3 protein-coding genes and 1 pseudogene are annotated in these 2,544 nt (G+C 72.2%); 1 reads left to right on the top strand and 3 read right to left on the bottom strand.

What is annotated here, in order from left to right; all coding sequences use genetic code 11:
- Window positions 1-593, bottom strand: a 593-nt coding sequence (locus EHS43_RS42315; protein ID WP_125195781.1) for a radical SAM protein, incomplete at its 3' end; no start/stop codon positions are given.
- A gap of 37 nt (window positions 594-630) precedes the next feature.
- Window positions 631-825: an FXSXX-COOH protein gene (locus EHS43_RS42310; RefSeq protein WP_125195780.1), complete on the bottom strand. Its 195-nt coding sequence runs from the start codon at window positions 823-825 to the stop codon at window positions 631-633.
- Window positions 826-1,305: 480 nt separating this feature from the next.
- Here EHS43_RS42310 and EHS43_RS42305 point away from each other — a divergent pair, with 480 nt between their 5' ends.
- On the top strand, window positions 1,306-2,139 hold the full coding sequence (locus EHS43_RS42305; RefSeq protein ID WP_125195779.1) for a triphosphoribosyl-dephospho-CoA synthase: 834 nt from the start codon (window positions 1,306-1,308) through the stop codon (window positions 2,137-2,139).
- A gap of 6 nt (window positions 2,140-2,145) precedes the next feature.
- Here the strand turns inward: EHS43_RS42305 and EHS43_RS42300 are convergent.
- Window positions 2,146-2,544, bottom strand: a pseudogene (locus EHS43_RS42300) (MFS transporter); the annotation flags it as partial.

The raw sequence follows: 2,544 nt of genomic DNA, 5'->3' as shown, positions 1-2,544 counted from the left end.
ATGCGGGGCGGGGCGAGTTCGGCGAGGGCGTCGTACACGGTGACGGGGTCGTTGCGCAGGTCGACCGTGCAGAGCAGGCCGGCGAAGAGGTGCCGGTAGCGGGGGCCGCGCAGCAGTTCGATCGCGCGCAGCACCCGGATGTGGCTGCTGCGGCCGTTGCGATAGCGGCGATGCAAATCGTTGGCGGCGCGGTCGCCGTCGAGGGAGACACCGACCTTGATGTCGTACTCGGCGAACAGTTCGCAGAACTGCTCGTCGAGGGTGACACCGTTGGTGTGGATGCGCAGATCGAGGGCGCTGACGCCGGACAGGGCGGTGGATAAGCTCTGCGCGGCCCGGCGGAGCCTGTTCCGGCCGGCGAGGAGGGGCTCCCCGCCGTGCAGGACGACGTGAACGGTGTCGAGCCGGTGAGTGCGGGCGTGTTCGGCGATGCGCCGGGCGGTGAGGTCCAGCAGTTCGTCCGAGATCACCACCGGCTTGCCGCGCCAGCTCTGGTCCGCGTGCTCGAAGACGTAGCAGTGGTCGCAGGCGAGATCGCAGCGGCTGTGCATCTTCAGCACGAACTGGCTCAGGGGGTGCGGCGAGGGGTCCATCAGCGCACGGCGCGTTTCCTGCCCGAGGGGGCAGGGGTCAGACGGCCGACTGGAACGCTGCCACCGACACCTTGGCGGGCCCGCGGTCGGGGGTGCCGTGCGAGACGACACGGGTGAGGGCACCGGAGGAGAGGCCGTCCGCACGGGCGGCGAGTCGCACCAGGGGGATCCGCTCCCCGGCGGTGGACTGCTTCCCTGGCTCTTCGGCCGCGGTGGTGGTGGGGGTGTTCATGGACGAACCTCGATCTTCCGTGTGCCCGCTGGTCTGCGAATGGACAAGGAACGGTCCACGCAAGGCGGATATTACGGACATTCGGAGCGTCCCGCGCGCGAACACGCTCGTGAGAGTGAACGACCTCCGAGCAGGGGTCGTAGGGCAGATATGTTAACCACAAGCCGCCCAACTCCGTTTCCCCCTCGATGAGTTGGCATGTCAGCGTCCGTCGCCGGTCGCGCGGTCACGGGGCTCTGAGCGGCCACGACGCACCCGGGCTCGTGCCGACAGGGAGACAAGGGAAGCCCACGCAGTCCCATCGCCGGGATCTGTTTGCGAGAATTTTACTCCGTTCGGGCGTTTGAGGAACGGCGGAGCCGGTGTGTATTTCACCCGAACGAAGGACGGCCGCGCGCCCCCTGCACTGCTGCCGGAACTCTCAGCCCCCGCACAGCCTGCACTCACGTCCCTGACGGACACCGTTCCTACGGTACGGACATGAGCAGCCCCGAGGACCAGGCCCTGGCGCTGGCCGCCGTGGACGCGCTGACCGGTCAGCTGGCCCTGGCTCCCAAGCCGGGCCTGCCCGACCCCCGCGACCTCGGGGCCCGTCGCACCCGCAAAGACCACGATTCGCTGCGCTGGTCGGCCAAGGCGCTCGCGCCCGGCCTCGTGGCGATGGCCGCGGCAGCCCGCCGCACCGGTGAGCCCAGTCCCCAGCTCCGTGCGGAGCTGGGCGCGATCGGCCGGTCCACCGAGCACTCCGTGGACCTGGCCGGCGGCGGCCACCGCGGCGCTCTGTGGACCCTCGGTCTGCTGGTCGCCGCGGCCGCCCTCGACCCGGCGGCCCGCTCGACGCAGGTGACGGCGGCCGCCAAGAAGATCGCCGCGCACCCCGACAAGCGCGCCCCGCGCCGGCCCTCCCGGGGCTCCTCGGTGTCCGCGAAGTACGGTGCGGCGGGCGCGCGGGGCGAGGCACGGGCCGGATTCCCGCACGTACGGCGGGCGTTGGAGGCGCTGGCCAGGTCACGCCGGGCCGGAGCCGACGAGGCCGAGGCCCGCCTGGACGCCCTGCTCACCGTGATGTCCACCCTCCAGGACACCGAACTCCTCTACACGGCGGGCCCTTTGGGCCTGCGTCACGTCCAGGCGGGCGCCCGCGAGGTACTGGAGGCGGGCGGCACGACGACGGAAGCGGGCCGTGCGGCCCTGCTCGCTCTCGACACGGACCTGCGCACGCGCGCGTGGAGCCCCCGCGGCAGCGCGGGGCTGCTGGCGGGGGCGCTGTTCGTGGACGCTCTTCCGGTGACGGCGGCTGCGAAGACGGCCTGACACCGGCTAGTTCAAGAGCAGGGGCGCCTCGACATCCCCTTCCGAGACGCCCCTGCCCAGGTCTTCGTCCTCCGGAGAGTCCTTCCCCCGTGCGCGGCCGGCGGCCCGCCCGGCGGCCGGTCCCATCGCGTACGACGCCACGAGCGTGGCCCCGCCGAGCAGCAGCCACCCCGGCGTACCCCACTCCACCAGCAGCGTCGTCAGGACCAGCGGCCCCAGGGTCCGGGCCACCGTCACCCCGGTCCCGAAGAACCCCTGGTACTCACCGACCCGCTCGGCCGGAGCCAGGTCGAAGGAGAGCTGCCAGGACCCCGCGGACTGCCCCATCTCCGCCACCACCTGCAACACCGCCCCGGCGACCAGCGCCCCCACGGCGACCCAGGGTGAGACCCCCGCCGACAGCGC

The organism is Streptomyces sp. RP5T (assembly GCF_003933965.1).
Lineage (GTDB): Bacteria > Actinomycetota > Actinomycetes > Streptomycetales > Streptomycetaceae > Streptomyces.
This window is presented reverse-complemented; position numbering and strand designations above follow the sequence as displayed.